Source organism: Rheinheimera sp. D18, assembly GCF_004345025.1.
GTDB classification, from domain to species: domain Bacteria; phylum Pseudomonadota; class Gammaproteobacteria; order Enterobacterales; family Alteromonadaceae; genus Alishewanella; species Alishewanella metallidurans.
The window spans coordinates 648,241-666,497 of record NZ_CP037745.1; the positions used below are offsets into that span (position 1 = coordinate 648,241).

The window sequence follows — 18,257 nt, forward strand, 5'->3', positions numbered from 1 at the left end:
ATAAGCCGATGCCCCCATATCAAAACTCAGTAAAGCAGTGAGAGCGGTAAATGACGTTAACCCTTAGTAGGCCTGAGCTAATTTTAAAGTTGATCGTAGAGCAGTATCTGTTAGACGGCCAGCCAGTGTCATCTAAGTTATTGGCAGATAATACTCAACTAGCAGTGAGCTCGGCTACGGTTCGAAATACTATGATGGCACTTGAGCAACAGGGCTTAATTCGCTCGCCACATACTTCGGCAGGGCGAATTCCTACCTCTGCCGGTATTCGATTATTTATCGACAAAATGTTGCAACTGCAACCTTTAACTAGCTTTTGGAACAATGAGCTTCAGCGCAAATTAGTGCCGCAGTTGCCGGTATCGTTGCTATGCCAACAGGCGGGGCAACTGTTAACTAACTTAACTGGGTTTGTCGCTATTGTTAGTGCACCAAAGGCCGATGGTCGTATTGTGCGGCAAATTGATTTAGTGCGTCTTGCAGCCGATAGATTATTATTAGTTGTAATAGATGAAGACGGTGATATTTTGCACCGTGTGTTGCACTGTGAAATGGCAATTGATAACAGTACATTAAGTAAAGTATTGTGTTTGCTTAATGCGGCATTAGGTGGTGGCGGCCAGTGGCAGGATGGCATTGAGCGGCTCGGCACTATAATGCGTAGCGAAACAGCGTTGTGTCAGCAGTTGTTACAAAAAGTGCTGGGGCAACTAAGTTTAGATGAGTTACAGCAACATCAGCCGTTAGTTTATGGCCAACATCAGTTATTATTGACGCCAGAATACCAGCAAAATTCTGCTTTGCAGCAGGTTATGCAAATGCTAGAGCGGCCAGATGGTTTAATGCAGTTGTTAGATACCGTGACACATGATGACCAGCCCAAATTGTTGTTGGGTAAAGAGTCAGGTTTTGTTGAGCTAAGTAATGTTAGCGTTATTGTGCGGCGCTATCAAACTCAGCCAAAACGCTTGATTGCGTTATTAGGCCCAAGGCGAATGAATTACGCCCGTTTAATTCCATTAGTTGACGCTTGTGCTCGCCAGTTAAATTTAAACTTGAATCGGCGCCAAGCATCCCCATAATACATCTACTTAATTTGGGAGTAGTAATGCATGACTGAGCAACAACAGCCAAACGAAAATACCACTGAGCAAGCAAACGAGCACGCCGACACTGTAGAGTTATCAGGTGAGCAGGCTGTTATAGCCAAACTTGAAGCCGAGTTAGCCGATGCCAAAGCGCAGTTAACTGAGCAGCAAGATCTGATGTTGCGTATTAAAGCTGAATCAGAAAACGTGCGTCGCCGCGCCAGTATGGACGTAGAAAAGGCGCATAAATTTGCGCTAGAAAAATTTGCCGGTGAGCTATTATCCGTAGCCGATAATTTAGAGCGGGCGTTAGAATTTATTAACCGTGAAGACGAAGCGGTAAGAGGTTTAGCTGAAGGTGTTGATTTAACACTAAAAGGTTTCTTAGATACCATCGCTAAATTTGGTGTTAACCAAGTTAGCCCGTTAGGTCAGCCGTTTAACCCTGACTTACACGAAGCTATGAGTATTCAGCCATCGGCAGACGTGGCGCCAAATACCGTTACCTTTGTTATGCAAAAAGGCTATGAGTTAAATGGTCGCTTGTTACGTCCGGCTATGGTTGGTGTTTCTAAAGCTCCCGAATAGGCTGCGGTGTCACCACTAATATTTTGATAAAACCGGCATCTTGCCGGTTTTTTTATGTTAAAACTAACGTATTACTATACCGTGTAAAAAGTGGCTGATAGCGTGCTTAAGCGACAATATATACAACAAATTCCAGAGGTTTGTATGCCACCGCAGTTTATTCGGGCTGTAAAACAACTTATTCCAGCAGAACGCTACTTTGACGATCCGATCGCGACACTAGCCTTTGGTACTGATGCCAGTTTTTATCGTTTAATACCTAAATTAGTGCTACGCATTGAAAGCGAGTCTGAAGTTGTCGCGCTGTTAAAGCTTGCTAATCAATATCAGGTTGCTATTACTTTTCGTGCCGCAGGCACCAGCTTATCCGGCCAAGCGGTAACCGATTCGGTGTTGTTGGTGCTAGGTGAAAACTGGCAACAGCGCGAAGTGCGCGGTTTAGGTGAGCAAATTCGTTTACAACCCGGAGTTATAGGTGCGCAGGCCAATAGTGCGCTTAGCAAATTTCAGCGCAAAATTGGCCCAGATCCCGCATCAATCAACAGCTGTAAAGTTGGCGGTATTGTTGCTAATAATGCCAGCGGTATGTGCTGCGGCACGGCGCAAAATAGTTTTAATACTATCGCGGCAATGCGCATAGTGCTGTTTGACGGCACGGTTTTGGATACCGAAGATGCGCTCAGCGTGACTGCATTTAAGCAAAGCCATGCCCAGCTATTAAATGATTTGGCATTGCTAGGCGCACAAACTCGCGCTAACACAGTACTGCGTGAAAAAATTCAACATAAATATCGATTAAAAAACACCACGGGCTTTTCATTAAATGCGCTAACAGAGTTTAACGACCCGATAGATATTTTAATGCATTTAATGGTGGGTTCTGAGGGTTGCCTTGGTTTTATTAGTGCCGTTACCTATAACACCGTGCCGGATTATCCGCATAAAGCCAGCGCTTTACTGGTATTTGAGTCAGTAGAAAGTTGTTGTCAGGCGGTTAGGATCTTAAAAACGGCTAAGGTGTCAGCGGTTGAATTGCTAGATAGGCGCAGCCTACGCTCAGTTGAACACAAAGAGGGTATGCCAAGCTGGGTGAAAACCTTATCTGCGAATGCGTGCGCTTTGCTAATTGAAACCACCGCAGCTAGTGCTAGCTTATTGCAACAACAGTTAGCTCAATTAAATATAGTAATTCAACAGTTTACACTAGAGCAGCAAGTAAGCTTTAGTACAGATCCGGCAGTATATAACCAGTTGTGGGCTATTCGTAAAGGTACCTTTCCTGCGGTTGGTGCGGTGCGCAAAACGGGCACTACGGTAATTATTGAAGATGTGACCTTTCCACTAGAAAAACTGGCCGAAGGCGTGTCTAGGCTGCAGCAATTATTTGATAAATATTATTACACTGAAGCGATTATTTTTGGTCATGCTTTAGAAGGTAATTTGCATTTTGTTTTTACTCAGGGGTTTGACGACGGTACGCAGGTTGCGCGGTATGAAGCCTTTATGCAGGAAGTAACCAGTTTGGTAGCTACTGAGTTTGGCGGCTCGTTAAAAGCTGAGCATGGCACGGGTCGTAATATGGCGCCCTTTGTTGAACTAGAGTGGGGTAGTGACGCTTATCAGCTAATGTGGCAGATAAAGCATTTACTAGACCCGAAACATATTTTAAACCCTGAAGTGGTGTTAAGTCATAATCCTAGGTTGCATTTGCAAAACTTGAAGCCGCTCCCCCCGACGCATTTTTTAGTTGATAAGTGCATAGAGTGTGGTTTTTGTGAACCAGTGTGTCCATCGAAAAAACTTAGCTTAACGCCGCGCCAGCGCATCGTAACGCAGCGTGAAATATCACGTTTAAATCGCAGTGGTGATGACCCTAAACGTTTAGCTGCTTTGCAGCAGGCCTACCAATATCAAGGCAACGATACTTGTGCTGGCTGCGGTATGTGCAGTACTGCATGCCCTGTGGGTATTAATACCGGCGACTTAACCCGACAACTGCGCGCCGCCAATAATCGGCGCTGGCAGGGTACGGCCACTTTTTTAGCTCGGCATTTTGCTACTGTATCTAGGTTAGCTAAGTTGGGGCTAACGCTAGGTAAGCTATTTAGCCCACTACTGCCATTTTGGCACTCGGCTATGCCGCAGGCTAATTATGCTAAATTACGCACTCGCGATAATGGCTTACAGCCCGTTATTTACCTTGCGGGTTGCTCTGGCCGGGTAATGGCGCCACAAGCAAACAGCAAAGATAGCCGCAGCTTATTGCAGGTTAGTACCGATTTATTAGCTAAAGCCGGTTATCAGCTTATTGTACCTGAGGGCATTAATAGTCAGTGCTGTGGTATGCCGTTTCAGTCGAAAGGTCAGTTTGCTGCAGCTAGCCAAAAACAGCTGCAACTAGAGCAGTGGCTGTTGCAAGCAACCAATAACGGTGAGTTACTGGTGTTTTCGGATACCAGCCCATGCAGTTTAACGCTTAAAGGTAAGTTAGATGGTCGGTTACAAATTATTGATAGTGTTGATTTTTTATTAAGCAAGGTGTTACCTAAGCTTAATGTTACACCGCTTAACGACGCGGTTGCACTGCATGTTAGCTGTAGTGCAAGCCAGTTGGGACAGCAGGATGCGCTGCAAGCGTTACTTAGTGCCTGTAGTAATAATATTGTCGTGCCAGAGGGTATTAGTTGTTGTGGCTTTGCGGGCGATAAAGGTTTTAACTTACCTAAGCTTAACGCATCGGCATTATCTGGCTTAAAAGCGCAAGTCCAACAATGCGCGCAAGGCGTATCAACTAGCCGTACCTGCGAAATTGGTTTATCACACCATAGCGGTGTCGAGTATCAGCATATTGTGTATTTGCTTGATAGATGCAGTAGTTAAGTATATTTACTGCAATATTTTAGCTAAGGTTAAAGCTATATTGGGTTACTTGTCCCAGTATTGTTGATTGCAATTATTTATCGCAACTATTTAGTGCAACTTAGGAGTCGCATGCAACCGCCGCTAACACCCATAAATGAAAGTGATCGCCTTGAGGCACTTTATGCGACAGGTTTGCTTGATACACCAAGTGAGTTACGTTTTGATCGCTTAACCCAACTGGTTCAGCTGTGTTTAGGCAGCGACATTGTTTTAGTGTCGTTAATAGATACAGCACGGCAATGGTTTAAATCAAAGCAGGGCGTAGCCGTTTGTGAAACGCATCGCGATATTTCTTTTTGCGGCCATGCGGTGCTTGCAGACGATATTTTTGAAGTTACTGATGCCAGTCTTGATCCGCGCTTTACCGACAATCCGCTAGTAACCGATGCGCCCTTTATCCGTTTTTATGCCGGTGCACCACTTACTGTGCAAGGTGAGCGTATTGGCACACTATGTATTATCGATGCTAAGCCACGTCAGCTAAATGCCAAAGAGCGCCAAATTTTACGTAAGTTTGCGGATGCGGTAGAGCAAGAAATTATCGACCGCCAACAAGAATATGCCGAAGTAGCGCTAAACGCCAGTCGCGATCAATTTGAAAGTTTAGTGGCTAACATACCCGGAATTACTTATCGCTGTGACGCCGATGAACATTGGACTATGCGCTACATGAGTAGCAGCATTGACCCGTTATCGGGTTATCCAGCCAGTGACTTTATTGCTAACTCGGTGCGCAGCTATAGCAGTGTCATACACCCCGATGACACGGCACGTGTAGAAACGGTAGTAGCCGACGCGGTGTTGCACCGGCACGGTTGGATACTTCAGTATCGAGTGATACACAAAGATGGCCGTGTGATATGGGTAGAAGAGCGCGGTAAAGCTGGCTATGACAGCAATAACAACGTGCGCTATCTAGATGGTTTTATTCTGGATATCAGTGAAGAGAAAAAGCTAAAACATCAACTTATTACGTTAACTTCACAGTTGCCGGGCGCGGTGTATCAGTACCAACAGTGGCCAGATGGTCGGGTCGCGTTTCCTTACGCTAGCGCGGCTATTAGGTCTATTTATGGCCTTACACCAGCGCAAGTTAAAGATGATGCCAGTGTTGTCTTTAGTAAAATTTGTAGCGAAGATTTGCCTGCATTAGCCCACAGTATAGAACGGTCGCGCCAGCAGTTAACGGTTTGGCAGTGTGAATATCGGCTACGTCGCGACGATGGAGCAATAGCTTGGATACTAGGTAAGGCAAACCCAGAGCGAATGCTTGATGGCAGTACACTCTGGCACGGCTATATTCAGGATATCACAGAAACAAAACAGCACTATTTACAGTTAGAGCAAGTGAATCAGCAGCTACACTTGGCGCAGCAGCGCTTAGATACCGCGAGTGAAAACGCGCTAATTGGCTTTTGGCAGGAGTCCTTAACTCACGATGAAGTGTGGTGGTCGCCGATTATTTACCATATTTTAGGTTTTGAGCAGGCCAATACCGTACCTAGCGTGGCATTATTAAGAAGTGTAGTGCACCCGGATGATCGTCAGCTTGTAGCCGAAAGTGACAACGCAGCCTTAGAAACGGGTACGCAAGATGTAGTGCATCGTATTATTCGTTCTGATGGCAGTATTCGTTGGGTGCATGAATTAGCACGGGTGCTGACGAATGCGGATAACGAAGAGCAGTTTCTAATTGGCTCAGTGCAAGACGTAACTGAGCGCATGCAGCTACAGCAGCTGAAGAATGAGTTTATTTCTACGGTAAGCCATGAGCTAAGAACACCTCTTACTTCGATTAAAGGGGCGCTAAGCCTGTTGAATTCAGGCACCCTTGGCCAGTTGCCAGAAACTATTAGCCGCTTAATTAATGTCGCCTACAGCAATAGTGATCGCTTATCTCAGCTTATTAACGATCTACTGGATATAGAAAAACTTGCAGCGGGTAAAATGAACTTTGAGCTGCAAACCGTCAGTCTTTTTGCTGAGCTAGAACATACGGTAATGAATTTACAGCCTTATGCTCATCAGTTTACTGTGCAGTTGCGTTTAGAGCCTATCGCGTCGGCAATACAAATTACGGTTGATACCTCACGCTTGCAGCAAATACTGACTAACCTGGTATCTAATGCTATAAAGTTTTCGGCTAAAGATGCAGTGGTAACATTAAACGCCACGCCGACAACAGACTCTGTGCGCATTGACATTACAGACACCGGGGTTGGTATTGCGCCAGAGTTTCATACTCGGGTGTTTGAGCGCTTTGCGCAAGCAGATAGCTCTAATAACCGCCAAACAGGTGGTACCGGTTTGGGTTTGGCCATTTGCAAAGAATTAGTCGAAAAAATGGGTGGGCAAATAGGTTTTGATTCGGTTTTTGGTGAAGGCTCAACCTTTTATATTATTTTGCCATTGAATAAGCAAAACAATACTAGCAACGTGCTAAGTCGTGTAAATAATGAAAACATCAAATAGCAATAAAGCGGATATCTCGCAGGCTTTTAATAGTGTAAGGCAACGCTTTGCCGAGGGTTTACCGCAACGAGCTGCAGCAATGTTGGCGACCGTGCAGCAAAAATCTAGTGACGCAATGTTGCGTGAGATTATTGCTGAGTCGCATAAATTATCAGGTGCCTGTGGCACCTTTGGCTATGCTTTGCTTGGTGCCATGGCAAGGCAAATTGAACAGCTTGCCCAAGCAATAAAAGCAAAGGCTGAGCAAGAGCAGGAGCAAGCAATACCCGAGCTGATTCATTTAGTGCAAGAATTTGATATTGAAGCGGCACAAGTTACGGCTGCAATATTGCAGAACACCGCGTCGTCAGAACAGCTGTTGGTCACTAAAAATAGTATTTGGTTGTTATTAGATAACGTTGCACTAACTGATGAAATTACCGAGCAGTTACACGGGTTTGGTATGCAAGTTGAGTTTTTTACCAATTTTACCAGCTGTGTTAAACGTTTAACTAAGGATACGCCACTTATTTTGTTTTCTGCGGTCACCTTAGCCAATGGCGAGTCATTGTTCGAGCAAAAGTTACTGTTAAATATGCTGGTAAAGCAACAAGTTCGTTTAATGGTGCTCGCTAAGACTGATAGTTTTGCCACACGTATTCAAGCTGCACAATTACGAGCAGAAGCCTTCTTTTGCTTGCCTTTAGATGTACCTGAAATAATTACGCAAATTAGTGAGTTACTCGATTACAGCATTACTAATGCTGGCCGAGTGTTTATTGTTGATGACGATAAATTGCTGGCCGAACATCACGCTTTAGTATTGGCCGAAATAGGTATAGAAACGCGAATAAATGCCAATGTTGAGCACATTATTGAAGAGATTATGAGTTTTCAGCCTGACCTAATCTTGATGGATATGTACATGCCAGATTACTCCGGCGCAGAAATTGCTGGTTTGTTGCGGCAGTATCGTAGTTTAAAGCGTTTGCCGATTGTGTTTCTATCGTCAGAAATGAATAAGGCACTGCAAATTCGTGCTATGTCGCACGGCGCAGATGACTTTATTACCAAGCCAATTGACGATATTCAATTAGCGCAAGCTATTAAGGTGCGTTTAGCCCGCAGTTTACAGCTAAAAAACCTGATTGAAAAAGATGGCTTAACCTCGCTGGTAAGGCACGCGGCAATTAAAGATGCAGCAGAAATGGAGTTTTTGCGGGTTGAGCGTACCGGTAAGCCGTTGGGTATTGTCATGCTAGATATTGACCGTTTTAAAACCGTAAATGATACCTATGGCCATGCTACCGGCGATTTAGTTATTGCGTCTTTGGCGACGCTATTACGCAAACGTATTCGTAAAACTGATCGTGCAGGGCGTTACGGCGGTGAAGAGTTTCTATTAGTGTTACCAGATTGCAATACCGAACAAGCAAAATTGCTAACTGAGCAAATTTTAGCAGCATTTAGTGGGCTCTATTTTAATGCCAAAGATCAGCAATTTAATTGCACATTTTCTGCCGGTGTAGTGTCAAGTGGTGATGATAATTTTGCTAACGCCGCGCAAATGATCGCGGCTGCAGATAAGGCGATGTATCAGGCTAAAGAAAGTGGCCGCAACCGAGTGTTGCACTGGCAGCCGCCAGCAAGTAACTAAGGCGGCGCCACGATAGCAATTAAAGCTTATTTAAAATTTCTGCTGGTAAAGCTAACTCGTCGTTTTGATTAACACCAACACCGCGGTCTAAGATGTTTTTCGCAATTTGTTTGGCTTCATCTAATGAGTGCATTTGCGCCGTGCCGCACTGGTAAATGTTTAACTCGGGAATATCGTTCTGGTTGGCAACGTGCAATACGTCATCCATCGCCGCTTGCCATGCTTTGGCTACACGTTGCTCGTCTGGTGTGCCAATTAAGCTCATATAAAAACCGGTACGACAGCCCATCGGCGAAATATCAATAATTTCAACATCATTACCGTTTAAATGGTCACGCATAAAGCCAGCAAATAAGTGCTCTAGTGTATGAATACCTTTCTCAGACAGTATTTCTTCATTTGGTACACAAAAGCGTAAATCGAATACGGTAATAGCATCACCTTTAGGCGTATTCATTTTCTTCGCCACTCGCACAGCCGGCGCTTTCATAATGGTATGGTCTACGGTAAAGCTGTCTAATAATGGCATGGTAACAATCCTTAATACGCTTACGTTAATGGCCGCTATTATAGGCAGTTCAAGCGGCATAAGTTAACTGCTTTTGTAATTTAACGCGTTAAACGCAAGCTAAGACCATAGAATTAGGTCTTAAATGAAAAAATTTTATAATAATAACCTTGAATGGATTAGGGCTAATCCCCATTAAGTCTTCAACACAATTTTTAATTGTTCAGATTATAAATGGAGAGCAGTTATGGGCAGAATCATTGGTATTGACTTAGGTACAACTAACTCATGTGTGGCGGTATTAGACGGCGATAAACCTCGCGTATTAGAAAACGCGGAAGGTACTCGCACTACGCCATCTATTATTGCGTATGCTGAAGATGGCGAAGTATTAGTTGGCCAGCCAGCAAAACGTCAGGCAGTTACTAACCCTAAAAATACCTTATTCGCAATTAAGCGTTTAATTGGTCGTCGTTTTGAAGACGAAGAAGTTCAGCGCGACATTAAAATTATGCCTTACGCAATTGTTAAGGCTGATAATGGTGATGCGTGGGTTGAAGTTAAAGGTAAAAAATTAGCTGCACCACAAATTTCAGCTGAAATTTTGAAGAAAATGAAAAAAACCGCTGAAGACTTTTTAGGTGAAGCGGTAACGGCAGCAGTAATTACTGTTCCGGCCTATTTTAATGATGCACAGCGCCAAGCAACTAAAGACGCTGGCCGCATTGCAGGCTTAGACGTAAAACGTATTATTAACGAACCAACAGCTGCAGCACTGGCTTATGGTATGGACAAAAAGAAAGGCGACACCAAGATTGCAGTGTATGACTTGGGTGGTGGTACTTTCGATATTTCTATCATTGAAATTGATGACGTAGATGGTGAACAAACGTTTGAAGTATTAGCAACCAACGGTGATACGCACTTAGGTGGTGAAGACTTCGATAACCGTTTAATCAACTACTTAGTAGAAGAATTCAAAAAAGAGCAGGGCATAGACCTGCGCAATGATCCACTAGCAATGCAGCGTTTAAAAGAGTCTGCGGAAAAGGCAAAAATTGAATTGTCTTCAGCTTCGCAAACCGAAGTTAACCTGCCGTATATTACGGCCGATGCCTCAGGCCCTAAACACCTGAATATCAAGGTAACGCGCGCTAAGTTAGAGTCATTGGTTGAAGATTTAGTACAACGCACTATGGAACCGCTAAAACAAGCGTTAAAAGACGCCGGCTTAAGTGTTGGCGAAATTAACGACATTATTTTGGTCGGTGGCCAAACACGTATGCCAAAAGTACAGGAAGCAGTAACTGCTTTCTTTGGCAAAGAGCCACGTAAAGACGTTAACGCCGATGAAGCGGTAGCCGTTGGTGCTGCGATCCAAGGTGCGGTGTTATCGGGTGATGTTAAAGACGTCTTGTTATTAGACGTTACACCATTGTCTTTAGGCATTGAAACCATGGGTAGCGTAATGACTGCGCTAATTGAGAAAAACACCACGATTCCTACCAAGAAATCGCAGGTATTCTCAACCGCGGAAGATAATCAGTCTGCCGTAACGATTCACGTGCTGCAGGGTGAGCGTAAGCGTGCGACGGATAACAAATCGTTAGGTCAGTTTAATTTGGAAGGTATTCGTGGTGGTCGTCGTGGCGAACCGCAAATTGAAGTCACCTTTGACTTAGACGCGGATGGTATTTTGCACGTATCAGCTAAAGATAAAGAAACTGGTAAAGAGCAAAAAATTACCATCAAAGCCAACTCTGGTTTGAGCGATGAAGAAATTCAAGCCATGGTACGTGACGCCGAAGTTAACGCTGAAGAAGATAAGAAGTTTGAAGAGTTGGTGCAAACCCGTAACCAAGCTGATGCCATGGTGCATGCTACGCGTAAACAGTTGGACGAAGTGGGTGACAAGCTAGCCGCAAATGATAAAGCTGCAATTGAATCGGCCATTAAAGAGTTAGAGGCCGTATTACAAGGTAGCGATAAGGCAGCAATTGATGAGAAATCTCAGGCGCTGATGCAGGCTGCACAAAAATTGATGGAAGCGTCTCAAGCAGGTGCACAACAAGGCGGTGACGAAGCAGGCCAACAGGCCGGCGACGATGACGTAGTTGATGCTGAGTTTGAAGAAGTTAAAGACGACAAAAAGTAAGTTAGATCTAAACTAGGCTGCAGTATACTGCAGCCTTTTAAATTAAGAAGCACTGAGCGAGAAGTATGTCCAAGCGTGACTATTATGAAGTATTAGGTGTCGCTAAAGGCGCCGACGATAAAGACATCAAAAAGGCTTATAAACGCCTCGCCATGAAACTTCACCCCGATCGTACTCAGGGTGATAAAGCTCTGGAAGAGAAGTTTAAAGAAGTCCAAGAAGCCTATGAAGTATTATCGGACGAGCAAAAGCGCGCAGCCTATGACCGTCATGGCCATGCCGGTGTCGATCCGAACCGTGGTGCCGGAGGTTTCGGTGGTGGCGCCGGTGGTGGCGATTTCGGTGATATTTTCGGTGATGTGTTCGGCGATATTTTTGGTGGTGGTGGCCGTCGTGGTCAGTCCCGCGCTCAACGTGGGTCTGACTTACGCTACAACCTAGAGCTAAGCCTAGAAGAAGCTGTTCGTGGCAAATCGGTAGACATTAAAGTACCTACCATGGTGGGTTGTGATAGTTGTGATGGTTCAGGTGCGAAAAAAGGCACTGCTGCTAAAAGCTGTCCAACATGTCATGGTGCCGGCCAGGTTACTATGCGTCAGGGCTTTTTTGCCGTGCAGCAAACCTGCCCAACCTGTAGTGGCCGCGGTAAAATTATCCCAGAACCTTGTACTAAGTGTCATGGTGATGGTCGGATAGAAAAAACTAAAACGCTGTCAGTTAAAATTCCAGCTGGCGTTGATACCGGTGATCGCATTCGTTTAACCGGCGAAGGCGAAGCTGGTATGCATGGCGCGCCTGCGGGTGACTTGTATGTACAAGTGCATGTTAAAGAGCACCCAATCTTTGTGCGTGAAGGTAATAATTTATATTGTGATGTGCCGCTAAGTTTCACTATTGCCGCATTGGGTGGTGAAATTGAAGTACCAACACTCGATGGCCGATTAAAACTGAAAATTCCTGCCGAAACGCAAACAGAAAAAATGTTCCGTTTACGTGGTAAAGGTGTGCAGTCTGTACGCGGCGGTGGCGTTGGTGATTTAGTGTGTAAGGTGGTTATCGAAACACCGGTAAACCTAAGTGACAAACAAAAAGAGTTGTTACGACAGTTAGATGACAGCATGGCGGGTGATGGTGAGGCAAAACATCGTCCTAAATCGAAAGGTTTCTTTGATGGAGTGAAGAAATTTTTTGATGATCTAACCAGCTAATCTTTGTTAAAGAACCACCTTCGGGTGGTTTTTTACTATTTCATATATACAATAAACGTCAGTTCAGCTTACTAACGCTGTTGTCACAAATAAGGAAGTTTTTATGTTTAAAAAGTTATTTATTACTGCAACCTGTGTTTTAGTCATCGCAGCTTGTGCCCAGTCACCCACTGGCCGTCGGCAAATCATGCTCTTTAATGACACCGAGCTTAGCAAAATGGGCGCGCAAACCTTTGACACTATGAAGGCCGAAACACCTATTGCGAAAGATGTAAAAGTTAATAAGTATGTGCAATGCGTAGCTAATGCCTTGTTGGCGGTAACGCCAGAAAACTTACGGGCAAAAAGCTGGGAAATCGTGGTGTTTGACTCGGAGCAAGTGAACGCCTTCGCCTTACCCGGTGGTAAAATTGGTGTCTACACCGGGCTGCTGAAAGTTGCAGAAAACAAAGATCAGCTAGCTGCTGTTATTGGCCACGAAATAGGTCACGTTATTGCAGGTCATAGTAACGAACGCTTATCAACGAACCAAGCGGTGCAAACGGTACTGTCGTTAGGTGATGCCGGTATGAAAGCTTACGGCGTAAAGTATCAGCAAGAATTAATGACCGCATTTGGTTTAGGCGCACAACTTGGCGTAACGTTACCCTTTAGCCGTGCCCACGAATCGGAGTCAGATATTATCGGCCTAGATTTAATGGCTAAAGCCGGTTTTGAACCACGCCAAGCCGTTAATTTATGGCAAAATATGGCTGCAGCAGGCAGTGGCGGTACGCCAGAGTTTATGTCAACTCACCCTGCACCAGAAACCAGAATTAAAGATTTACGCGACAAATTACCCGAAGCAATGAAAACCTATAACGAACGTAAAGCCGCTGCGTCTTTACCAAAATGTTCATTATAATACTGAGCTAATTAGCGAATATAATGCCCAACATACTCGCAGCGGGCATTATATTGCTATGCAATTTTTCTATCTGCACTAGTTAAGCCGCCGTACTTTTTCTCAATAGTATGGTAAACATGGCGACAACAAGTAGGATTAAACAGTAGTAACTTTGTGTCACCACTTGCCACGGCGAAATACCAAAACTAGCCCCTAACAATAGCGCCTGTGCACCATAAGGCACCAAACCTTGACTAATACAGGCAAAAATATCCAATAAGCTGGCGCTGCGACGTGGCGATATCTGGTGTTGCTGCGCGAGTGTTTTAGCAACGTCACCGGTTAACACGATAGCTACCGTGTTATTGGCAATACACAGGTTACTAATAAAGACTAATGCTGAGATCGCCAGTTGCTGCGCTTTATTACCAGAGAGTTTTAAGCCGTTTGCTGCGTGTTGAATTTTGCTAGCAATCCAGCTTAACCCGCCCTGTTGTTTAATAAATTCACTTAACGCACTGACCAGCATCGCTAAAATGAATATTTCTTGCATGCTGGCAAAGCCACTAGCAATATCTTTACCCAAGTTAGCCAACATATAATCACCCAAAAACGCACCCTGCAACGCAGCCAGAACTATCCCTAGCAGCAATACGACAAATACGTTTAAGCCAAGTACAGCAAGCAACAAAATAGCCGCGTAAGGTAATACTGCACTCCAGTTAATATTCTCTGTTGTTATTACTACACCGTCACTGGCTAGTGCGATATATAGCAGCAGCGTAAGTAACGCCGCTGGCAGTGCTATTTTAATATTTTCGCGAAACTTGTCTGACATTTTTGCGCCCTGAGTGCGGGTGGCGGCAATGGTGGTGTCAGAAATGATAGATAAGTTGTCACCAAACATAGCGCCACTTAGCAATACGCCAGCGACTAAGGCTGGGGCCATATCGGCTTGGTTAGACAAGCCAGTAGCAACCGGCGCTAATGCACCAATGGTACCCATCGATGTACCCATAGCAGTAGAAATAAGCGCAGCTATAACAAATAATCCTGGTAATAACCACGGTGCCGGTACCAAACTCAAGCCTGCATTTACGGCCGCATCAACACCACCGGTGGCTGCGGCAACGCTAGCAAACGCGCCAGCCAGTAAATAAATAATACACATAGTGATGATATTGCTATTACCTGCGCCTTTAATCATCACATCAATAGATTGCTGCAGTGGTGCCTTATGTAACCAGACTGCCAATATTAATGCCGGAATAATGGCCACGTGGCCGGGTAATTGATAAAAAGCATACGCCACACCTTGGCTTTGCAAATATAAGCCAGTACCAAGAAAAAGTATGATAAAAAGCAGCAGTGGCAACAAAGAGCGTTTAGCCCCTAGTGTTGCAATAATATTTCGATTCATAGTGTTACCTTATAAAAAACCATCTGGTTCTGGCTGCAATGGCGTGCAATATATAGATGGCTAGATGGCCTGTCAATTGTGAAGGCATAATCAGCTACTGGTATAAATTACCTGAGTTGATTATGCTGGCAACTTATTTATTACATTGCTTTTATTGGAGCTCGGATGTCAGCAGGTAAGCTAATTGTTTCTAAGCGTTTTTTGCCCTTTTTTCTTACTCAAGCTAGCGGCGCGTTTAACGACAATGTATTTAAAAATGCGTTAATGCTAATGCTTACCTTTGCCGCAGCAAATGCCCTGCCATGGGACATTGATTTAACCATGAATTTGGCGGCCGGCTTGTTTATTTTGCCGTTTTTACTATTTTCAGCTACCGCAGGCGCTTTAGCTGATGCGGTGTGTAAAACTAGGTTAATTCGTGCATTAAAGTTGCTTGAAATCGGTTTAATGTTATTAGCCGGTGCTGCATTTTACTTTGAACAATATATGTTGTTGCTTGCGCTACTATTTTTAATGGGTAGCCAATCTGCATTTTTTGGCCCCGTTAAGTACGCTATTTTGCCGCAATTACTGACTGAGAAAGAATTATTAGCGGGTAATGCTTGGGTAGAAATGGGCACTTTTATCGCTATATTACTGGGCACTATTACCGGAGGTGTATTGGTTGGCTTGGCTGGTGCGCCAATATGGATCGCGTTAATTGTTATCGCATTTTCTGTGTTGGGTTATCTGATTAGTCGAAAAATACCCTTGGTAGATAAAATGGCTGGTGCTGAGCACTTTCGCTTTGCCCCTTGGCAGCAAACTAAAGCGGCAATTAGCATTAGTTACAGCAACAGAACGCTGTACTTAGCTATTATGGCGATTAGCTGGTTTTGGTTTTTAGGCGCTAGTTATCTAACCCAGTTTCCTAATTTTACTAAAACCATACTCGGTGGTGATAACACCGTTGTGACCGCGCTGCTAGTGGCATTTTCAGTGGGCGTTGGTATAGGGTCTATGCTTTGTGAGCGGCTATCTGGCGATAGAGTAGAGTTAGGTTTAGTGCCGATAGGCTCGGTAGGCTTAACGGTGTTTGGTGTTAGTTTATTTTTTAGTAGCCCAGCGCAATTATCCGTAGAGCTATTAAATTTGCAACAGTTTTTAGCAACCGGTTTTGGTTGGAAAGTACTGATCGATCTTATTTTTATTGGTATATCGGGTGGTCTATTTATTGTGCCGCTATATGCATTATTACAGCAGCGCGCAGAACCGCAGCAGCGAGCGCGAGTGATCGCGGCTAATAATATTTTTAATGCCTTGTTTATGGTAGCCAGCGCAATTGCCGGTATTGTCTTTTTAACCGTGTTTAATTTAGCGATACCAGAATACTTTTTAATACTGGCCGTAATGAATGCAGTTATTGCTATTTATGTTTATAGCCAAGTACCAGAGTTTGCCGTGCGCTTTGTTATTTATTTGCTCGGCCATACTATATACCGCGTGAAAAGTCACGGGCTTGAGCATATCCCAAACGACGGCGCCGCTATACTGGTGGCAAATCACGTAAGCTATGTAGATGCATTGCTGATTGGCGGTGCGGTGCGCCGTCCGGTAAGCTTTGTGATGGAAAAGGCAATTTATGATTTACCTGTTGCCAATTGGTTATTTAAAGCCGCTAGAACCATTCCAATTTGTGCCAAGCAAAAAGATGAAGCGGTGTATGAAGCTGCATTTGCCGCGATTAAACACGAATTAGCGCAAGGTAACTTAGTATGTATTTTTCCGGAAGGACGCTTAACTAAAACCGGAGAAATTGACAGCTTTCGTCCCGGTATCGAGCGTATTGTCGCCGAAACGCCAGTACCCGTTATCCCTATGGCGCTACAAGGCTTATGGGGCTCATTTTTTAGTCATCATGGTAATGGCGCATTTAAATTTAAAGGTCGATTTTGGTCAAAGGTTAATTTGATAGCTAGCGCTGAAATTCCAGCAGAACAAGCATCGGCAGCAGAGCTGGAACAACAGGTCAAGCGCTTAAGAGGCGCGGGACGTTAAGTGTAACTGTCAGGTTAATTGACATTATGGCTGTACCATCATCTTGTATGTGGTATAGCTTTTAAACGGTCTATCGTGTTTATTTTAGATATAGCTGTTCATATATTATACAGTAGTTAAGTTTTACTGCGGTTATCGCTATAGCGCTGTTGGTGTGTTAGCGCACCAAGCTCAATGTTACCTCTTCTATTTACTATTAATTGTGGTTTTTCACTTGTAGGCATGTAAGTTGCTGTAGCAACGTGCAGGCCTGTCTAGGCCGCTAATAAAAATAAAGGGATAACGAATGAAAACAATACCATCATTTCTTTGGTTGAAGTGTTTTGTGCTCAGTATCAGTTTAACTTTGCTCACTTTACCTGTATCTGCGTCGATAATTTTTTCTGACATTTATATTTTTGGTGATAGCTTGTCTGACACAGGTAACACCAAAGCTACTGTGCCTCTAGGTAGTCTTGGGCCTGTAGCTGCATTGGCTGGTTATGGTCCAAACGGCCGTTTCTCTAATGGTAATGTTTGGCATGAATACCTAGCGAGTGATTTAGCGTTATCTACGACACGCTCTACCTCTGGCGGTAATAATTTCGCTTACGGTGGTGCTCGCATTGATAACACGTCAGGTGTGTCGACAGGCGTATTAAATCAGTATGACCAGTATTTAAACCGTTTGTCAGGTAGCGCTTTTGACGCTGATGCATTGTATATTGCTTGGGCTGGCGGCAATGATATGCGTGATTTAGTGGGTGTGACTAGCCCACTGATGATGGTGACGTCTATTATTGGTAACTTTCAAATGATGCTGACCGACATGATTGCACGAGGGGCAATGACATTGTTGGTGCCCAATTTGCCGGATCTTGGCAGTATTCCTGAGTTTGCTGCAACGGCAGAAAGCTTTTCCGGACATGAAGTAAGCATGTTATGGAATAGCATGCTGGAAGATATGCTAATTAATTTGGCAAAAAATTCCGATGCACAAATTTACATGTTAGATGTACGTAGTATATTTGACGGTATTTTAGCCGATCCTTTATCTGAAGGTTTTAGTAATACTACCGACCAATGTAGATCCGTTACTGGTGGGCTTTTCGCTAGTGAACGTACCTGTGCTAACGTTTCACAATATGTGTTTTGGGATGAAATTCATCCGACCAGCCGGGCTCATGGTATTTTAGGACGTGAAGCCTATGCTTTATTGGCAAGCGGTATTACCGTTTATCAGCAAGTTCCTGAGCCTGCAACCTTAGTATTATTTCTTTTAGGCGTTGGCTACATCGCAAGACGCAAGCGTTTTCATTAAATAGAAAATAGCAAACAGCACGCAAAAATATGCGTGC

12 protein-coding genes are annotated in these 18,257 nt (G+C 44.2%); 10 read left to right on the forward strand and 2 right to left on the reverse strand.

What is annotated here, in order from left to right:
* The first annotated feature begins 50 nt into the window (after positions 1 to 50).
* The 5 genes from hrcA to E0Z06_RS03145 all read left to right on the forward strand — a co-directional run bounded on the left by hrcA (position 51) and on the right by E0Z06_RS03145 (position 8,706).
* Entirely contained in the window at positions 51 to 1,082 is a 1,032-nt protein-coding gene (gene hrcA / locus E0Z06_RS03125) for a heat-inducible transcriptional repressor HrcA (protein WP_132581809.1), read from the forward strand.
* 30 nt (positions 1,083 to 1,112) lie between these two features.
* A complete protein-coding gene (grpE, locus tag E0Z06_RS03130) occupies positions 1,113 to 1,676 on the forward strand; it encodes a nucleotide exchange factor GrpE (protein WP_132581811.1) in 564 nt (187 codons plus the stop codon).
* 144 nt (positions 1,677 to 1,820) lie between these two features.
* Positions 1,821 to 4,556 carry an FAD-binding and (Fe-S)-binding domain-containing protein gene (locus tag E0Z06_RS03135; protein ID WP_132581813.1) on the forward strand — a complete coding sequence of 912 codons (2,736 nt, stop codon included), beginning with the start codon at positions 1,821 to 1,823 and terminating at the stop codon, positions 4,554 to 4,556.
* Between the two features lie 111 nt (positions 4,557 to 4,667).
* The gene (locus E0Z06_RS03140; protein WP_132581815.1) at positions 4,668 to 7,070 is read left to right on the forward strand and encodes a PAS domain-containing protein; all 2,403 of its coding nucleotides are present in this window, start codon (positions 4,668 to 4,670) and stop codon (positions 7,068 to 7,070) included.
* Entirely contained in the window at positions 7,054 to 8,706 is a 1,653-nt protein-coding gene (locus E0Z06_RS03145; RefSeq protein ID WP_132581817.1) for a diguanylate cyclase, read from the forward strand. Before E0Z06_RS03140 ends, E0Z06_RS03145 begins: the two co-directional genes overlap by 17 nt.
* A 19-nt stretch (positions 8,707 to 8,725) precedes the next feature.
* Here the strand turns inward: E0Z06_RS03145 and luxS are convergent, their stop codons facing one another.
* Complete coding sequence (gene luxS, locus E0Z06_RS03150) at positions 8,726 to 9,235, reverse strand: S-ribosylhomocysteine lyase (protein ID WP_132581819.1); 510 nt, start codon at positions 9,233 to 9,235, stop codon at positions 8,726 to 8,728.
* A gap of 226 nt (positions 9,236 to 9,461) precedes the next feature.
* Between luxS and dnaK the strand changes: the two genes are divergently transcribed.
* The 3 genes from dnaK (at position 9,462) to E0Z06_RS03165 (ending at position 13,481) form a co-directional block, all read left to right on the forward strand.
* Positions 9,462 to 11,369: a molecular chaperone DnaK gene (gene dnaK / locus E0Z06_RS03155; protein ID WP_132581821.1), complete on the forward strand. Its 1,908-nt coding sequence runs from the start codon at positions 9,462 to 9,464 to the stop codon at positions 11,367 to 11,369.
* A 65-nt stretch (positions 11,370 to 11,434) separates the two neighbouring features.
* Complete coding sequence (gene dnaJ / locus E0Z06_RS03160; RefSeq protein ID WP_132581823.1) at positions 11,435 to 12,577, forward strand: molecular chaperone DnaJ; 1,143 nt, start codon at positions 11,435 to 11,437, stop codon at positions 12,575 to 12,577.
* Between the two features lie 103 nt (positions 12,578 to 12,680).
* Positions 12,681 to 13,481, forward strand: coding sequence for a M48 family metallopeptidase (locus E0Z06_RS03165; protein WP_132581825.1), 801 nt, complete (start codon positions 12,681 to 12,683; stop codon positions 13,479 to 13,481).
* 82 nt (positions 13,482 to 13,563) lie between these two features.
* On the opposite strand, the gene E0Z06_RS03170 is transcribed toward E0Z06_RS03165, so the two are convergent.
* Entirely contained in the window at positions 13,564 to 14,883 is a 1,320-nt protein-coding gene (locus tag E0Z06_RS03170) for a Na+/H+ antiporter NhaC family protein (RefSeq protein ID WP_132581827.1), read from the reverse strand.
* Between the two features lie 165 nt (positions 14,884 to 15,048).
* Between E0Z06_RS03170 and E0Z06_RS03175 the strand changes: the two genes are divergently transcribed.
* Positions 15,049 to 16,920, forward strand: coding sequence for an MFS transporter (locus tag E0Z06_RS03175; RefSeq protein WP_132581829.1), 1,872 nt, complete (start codon positions 15,049 to 15,051; stop codon positions 16,918 to 16,920).
* A gap of 286 nt (positions 16,921 to 17,206) precedes the next feature.
* Positions 17,207 to 18,220 (forward strand): SGNH/GDSL hydrolase family protein, encoded by a 1,014-nt coding sequence (locus tag E0Z06_RS03180; protein WP_132581831.1) that lies wholly within the window; start codon positions 17,207 to 17,209, stop codon positions 18,218 to 18,220.
* The last annotated feature ends 37 nt before the right edge of the window (positions 18,221 to 18,257 follow it).

Excerpts from the sequence above, each read along its gene's own strand:
- hrcA (WP_132581809.1), top strand. The coding sequence starts at position 51 with ATGACGTTAACCCTTAGTAGGCCTGAGCTAATTTTAAAGTTGATCGTA.
- grpE (WP_132581811.1), top strand. The coding sequence starts at position 1,113 with ATGACTGAGCAACAACAGCCAAACGAAAATACCACTGAGCAAGCAAAC.
- dnaJ (WP_132581823.1), top strand. The coding sequence starts at position 11,435 with ATGTCCAAGCGTGACTATTATGAAGTATTAGGTGTCGCTAAAGGCGCC.
- E0Z06_RS03140 (WP_132581815.1), top strand. The coding sequence starts at position 4,668 with ATGCAACCGCCGCTAACACCCATAAATGAAAGTGATCGCCTTGAGGCA.
- E0Z06_RS03170 (WP_132581827.1), bottom strand. The coding sequence starts at position 14,883 with ATGAATCGAAATATTATTGCAACACTAGGGGCTAAACGCTCTTTGTTG.
- dnaK (WP_132581821.1), top strand. The coding sequence starts at position 9,462 with ATGGGCAGAATCATTGGTATTGACTTAGGTACAACTAACTCATGTGTG.
- E0Z06_RS03135 (WP_132581813.1), top strand. The coding sequence starts at position 1,821 with ATGCCACCGCAGTTTATTCGGGCTGTAAAACAACTTATTCCAGCAGAA.
- E0Z06_RS03175 (WP_132581829.1), top strand. The coding sequence starts at position 15,049 with ATGTCAGCAGGTAAGCTAATTGTTTCTAAGCGTTTTTTGCCCTTTTTT.
- E0Z06_RS03180 (WP_132581831.1), top strand. The coding sequence starts at position 17,207 with ATGAAAACAATACCATCATTTCTTTGGTTGAAGTGTTTTGTGCTCAGT.
- E0Z06_RS03165 (WP_132581825.1), top strand. The coding sequence starts at position 12,681 with ATGTTTAAAAAGTTATTTATTACTGCAACCTGTGTTTTAGTCATCGCA.
- luxS (WP_132581819.1), bottom strand. The coding sequence starts at position 9,235 with ATGCCATTATTAGACAGCTTTACCGTAGACCATACCATTATGAAAGCG.
- E0Z06_RS03145 (WP_132581817.1), top strand. The coding sequence starts at position 7,054 with ATGAAAACATCAAATAGCAATAAAGCGGATATCTCGCAGGCTTTTAAT.